The sequence below is a fragment of the Frankia sp. CgKIO3 genome (assembly GCF_977946435.1).
The window spans coordinates 6640-11054 of sequence record NZ_CDWTMO010000150.1 but is presented as its reverse complement, the minus strand read 5'-3'; the positions used below and the strand labels follow the sequence as shown (position 1 = coordinate 11054).

The following is a 4415-nucleotide window of genomic DNA, read 5'->3' as shown; positions in this document are numbered from 1 at the left end:
GAGTTGCCCCAGCCGGGTGGAGGGGCTCTACGACTCCGTTGTCCCTCCCGTCCGACTGCTCGACGGGGCCGCCATGACGGCATCCCACACCGTGCACTGCCATCTCGACGCCGCTGATCTGCCTGTGCTCCCGCCACTGCCGGCGGCGGGCACCGGGGCGATGGCGGAGAAGGAGAATGTCTGATGTCGGAGAAACCGGAGAGGACCCCCTGCCATGACCGACGAGATTCCCGTCATCGACCTGGAAGTGGCCCTCGCCGAGGACGCGCCCGCGGACCTGCTGCGGCGCGTGCGCGCGGCGGCCGAGCGGATCGGCCTGATCCAGATTGTCAACCACGGCGTTCCGCTGGAGCTGATCGAGGACTTCCAGCGTCGGGTCGAGCGGATCCTGCGTCTGCCGCGGGCGGAGAAGGCGAAGCTGGCCAACCCCACCGGACACCCCTTCCGGGGCTGGCGGCAGTGGCCTGACGACTTCGGCCGCCTGGAAATCGAACGGTACTCCGTGGGCCAGTTCGACAACCCGGCCGACGCTGCCGCGGCGGGCGTGTCGAAGCGGTGGCTCGGGCTCTACCAACACGCCAACGTCTGGCCGCCGCAGGACCCCGACCTGCGCGGGGTCACCGTCGCCTACGCCGAGGCAGCCGCGGCGCTGGCCCGGCGGGTGCTCGGCCTGTACGAGCGGCTGCTCGGACTACCCGCCGGCAGTTTCCCGCAGGACGAGCCGTACCACCTCAACCTGCTCGTCAACGACTACCCGACCTGGACCTACCCGGACACGGCCTCCGAGGAGGAGAAGCTTCTCCTGCTGGAGCACGCCGACGGCTCGGCGGTGACCGTCCTGCACCAGCACGGCGAGTACTCCGGGCTCCAGGCGCAACAGCCCGACGGCACCTGGATCCCGGTGCCCGTCGTGCCCGGGGCGTTGCAGGTGCTCTCCGGAACGATCCTCACCCGCTGGACCAACGGTCTGCTGCCGGCCGGCCGGCACCGGGTCGTGGCCGGCGGCAGCGCGACCCGGCAGTCGACCGGGATCTTCTACTATCCGAGTCTGGACACTGTGCTGGAACCGCTGCCGGCCTTCGTCGGGGAGGACGGCACCGACTTCGAACCCGTCATGCTGGGCGAGATCGACGAGACCAACGTCGAGAACTACCTGAAGGTCTTCGGCCGGCCCGAGCAGGTGGCCGCGTGGCGGGAGTGCCGTCCGTTCGTCGCGGAGCTCGCCGAGACCTCCGCCGGCCCCTGACCTGGATCGGCCGCTGACCTCCGCTGGCCGCCGTCCCGCTGGATGCCGGCGACGACGGCCGCGACGGCCGCGGCATCCCGCCGGTAGTTCACGACCACGTGATATCCGCGCCGGGCGAGATCGGTGGCGATCGCCGCGCCGATTCCCCGTCCCGTACCCGTCACCACTACCGTCGGAATCCAACCGGCCGTTTTATCCCTCTCATCCCATGCGTGTCATCTGATCGGTTCCCCAGATGCCGTAGCCGCGTGCCGTAGTCGCGGCCCGGAGACGGGAACGAGGGGGCTCCAGGAGGCTGAGCACGAGCGGACATTCTCCTTGCGGTTTCGCAACGACTGCGTGTCGGTTATGGAAAGCACCGCCGCCGCGACCCCTCCCTGCGTGTGTCATCGGCTTGATGGCAGAGGCTCCCCAGGCGAGAGGACGTCGACATGATCCGCGGGCTGGCTCGTACCTGGGTCTGGAGCGCAAGGACGCGTGAGCGGAGGAGAGCTTTCCTGCTCGCGGTCGTAATCATTTTACTTTCCATGGCGACATCGTCGCCGGTCAGGGCGGCCGGCGGTCCCACCCGCGGCGAGGGCGTCGCGGTTCCCTTCGAGGGGTTCACGGATCGCAACGGAGGCCCGACATCGATCGGCGGTGCGGTCGGTGTGGACCTGGTGCTCGGGTCGACCAGCCGACCGTACCTTCCCTGCCAGAACTACGACCCGCGGACCCGTACGGGCGACGCCTTCGTCAACGCCTGCCAGGAGCGGGGAAGTTACACCACCTACTCCCGTTTCCCTCCCGGCGGAGGCCTGCTTTTCCCGGCCGTCTACTTCATGAGCAACACCCAGCCCGACCTGGTCCGGGGTGGTCTGCTGCGGACCGACTGGGGAGCGCGCACCGCCGGCCTGTCGTTCGAGTTCTACCCGGATCAAGCGCATGACGCCGAGGTTGTCCATTCGCGTTTCTACATCGACCGGTTCGACCATTGGGCACACGGCTGGACGTACTCCGTCGCCATCGCCCTCACCGCCCTCGGCAACCCCGGGACCGCTCGGATCAGCGGGCAACTGACCGACCGCGGCCGGCTGCCGGCACCGGGCCGGGTGCGGATCGTCATCTTCGGTGGCCACGCCCGTTCCTCCACCGGCTACCCGATCTCCTCCTTCGCCGTTCGCACCAGCACCGGGTCGTCCGACTGGAGTAGCGGAGCGCTCTACGCCGGCCCTCAGCGCATCACCGTCACCGACACCATGACGCATCGGGAATGCGTCCTGGAACGCACGCGCGTCCTCGGCCCGGACAACAGGATCGACCTCGACCTCTCCCGGCCGGGTTTCGGTCAGCCCGGCAGCACCTGCACGCCCTGACCATCGGCTCGGCCTGACCATCCGTTCGGGTATCTTCTACGCAGGGTCGTATGTCTATGACATAGCGCACCCATCCATCCGGGATTATTGTCGGTGTTGCACATAGAGTGACACCGTTGCTCCTATTGAGAATTCGACGATGCCGGCTCAACGGCGTTTGGCCGAGGGCACATACGATTTCGCTACTACGTCATATGCGATCTTGTGCCGATACTTCGACACTCTTGGCATGACGTAACCGCCGTATCAGGACTGCCGCATCAAGGAGGCCTCAGATCGACCGCCACGAGCTCATCGATCTCACTCGACGGGCGCTCAAAATCGCGATGGACAAGACAACCGACATGGTGCCCGCTGAGCGCCGCCAGCCAGCCCTGGCGTACACGGGCCAGGAACGCTTCAAGCGCGAGCGCGAGCTTGTCCTGCGCTCTCCGCAGCTTGTCGGCTACCGCTCTGAGCTGCCGGCACCCGGAAGCTACTGCACGAAGACCGTCATGGGCGTTCCCGTGCTTCTGACCCGGGGCGAGGACGGCACGGTCAGGGCTTTCCAGAACGTCTGCGCCCATCGCCAGGCGCCGGTCGCGGAGGGCTGTGGCGTGGCCGAACGGTTCGTCTGCCCGTATCACGCCTGGGTATATGACGCCCAGGGTGACTTCGTCGGCGGACCCGGCCGTGAAGGTTTCCCCTCGACGATGGCCGGGAAGCCCCGCCTCACGCAACTGCCCGCCGCGGAGCATTCCGGATTCCTGTGGGTCGGTCTCCAGCCGGACAGCGGTCCCCTGGACATCGACGCCCACCTGGGAGAGCTCGGCCCGGAACTCGCGTCCTGGGACATCGGTAGCTGGGCTTCGGTGGGCGAGAAGGTGCTCGACTTCCCGATCAACTGGAAGTTCGCGCTTGACACGTTCGCCGAGAACTATCACTTCGCCACGGTGCACCGGGACACGTTCGCGCTGATCACCAAGAGCAACTGCGCGCTGTTCGACTCCTTCGGCCCGCACCATCGGCTGGTCTTCCCGATGCGGCACATCACGGACCTCGCGGACAAGCCCGAGGAAGAATGGGAACCACTGCACAACCTCGTGGTGATCTACGCATTGTTCCCCAACAGTATCCTTTCGGTCACCGTCGCCAACGGCGAGGTGTTCCGGGTCTATCCTGGGAGCGGGCCGGGTCATTCGATTACCTACCACCAGAACGCGTCGCCGATGGATCTCACGGACGAGGCGACGCGAACCGCCGCGGACGAGATCTTCGAGTACGCGCACGCCACGGTGCGCGACGAGGACTACCGCATGGCGATCGACATCCAGAAGAACATGGCGTCGGGGGTGCGGCCTGAGCTCGTCTTCGGGCGCAACGAGCCGGGGCTGCACCATCGTCATGCGGTCATCGACGAGGCACTTGCCGCATTCGGCGGGTAGCGCCGGTCCGGACGGGCCCCGCGCCGGCCCCGGCGCGGGTGGGCCGGGGCCCGTGGATCCGTTCGAATTTGAGGCCGGGACGTCGTCTTCGGCGTCCAGTTCCTCCAGCAACGATCTGATCTCAGCTTGGCCGAGTCCGGCTGTCACACTCGCTCCAGCGTGCCGGAGGTGATGAAGACTCCGCGCTTACGGAAGGCCAAGGGCGACCCGACCAATCACCTGTCCCTCACGCTCGTCGAGGAGCTGGAGGCCACGCTGGAGGACTATCCCGGCGCCCTCGTCCTTGTCCCTCACCGAGCACGGCACGTCCCTCAACGAGGCCCTCCGCCCGCTGGGCGAGTGGGGGAAGCGACGTTGCGAGCGCCTCGCCGCCGAGGACGCGCCCACATC

General features: G+C 67.4%; 5 protein-coding genes. 4 read left to right on the top strand and 1 reads right to left on the bottom strand.

The features are described from left to right. On the top strand, positions 1–184 hold a 184-nt coding region (locus AC08OJ_RS15640), incomplete at its 5' end, for a hypothetical protein (protein WP_476596099.1). Positions 185–214: 30 nt separating this feature from the next. Further along, positions 215–1246 carry a 2-oxoglutarate and iron-dependent oxygenase domain-containing protein gene (locus tag AC08OJ_RS15635; RefSeq protein WP_476596098.1) on the top strand — a complete coding sequence of 344 codons (1032 nt, stop codon included), beginning with the start codon at positions 215–217 and terminating at the stop codon, positions 1244–1246. Here AC08OJ_RS15635 and AC08OJ_RS15630 read toward each other — a convergent pair. Beyond that, positions 1150–1410 (bottom strand): SDR family NAD(P)-dependent oxidoreductase, encoded by a 261-nt coding sequence (locus tag AC08OJ_RS15630; protein WP_476596097.1) that lies wholly within the window; start codon positions 1408–1410, stop codon positions 1150–1152. The two genes, AC08OJ_RS15635 and AC08OJ_RS15630, sit on opposite strands and share 97 nt — an antisense overlap. Positions 1411–1773: 363 nt before the next feature. Here AC08OJ_RS15630 and AC08OJ_RS15625 point away from each other — a divergent pair, with 363 nt between their 5' ends. Together AC08OJ_RS15625 and AC08OJ_RS15620 are read left to right on the top strand one after the other, a co-directional pair. Next, entirely contained in the window at positions 1774–2601 is an 828-nt protein-coding gene (locus tag AC08OJ_RS15625; RefSeq protein WP_476596096.1) for a hypothetical protein, read from the top strand. A 326-nt stretch (positions 2602–2927) separates the two neighbouring features. Then, positions 2928–4025 (top strand): aromatic ring-hydroxylating oxygenase subunit alpha, encoded by a 1098-nt coding sequence (locus AC08OJ_RS15620; RefSeq protein WP_476596094.1) that lies wholly within the window; start codon positions 2928–2930, stop codon positions 4023–4025. Positions 4026–4415: the final 390 nt, after the last annotated feature.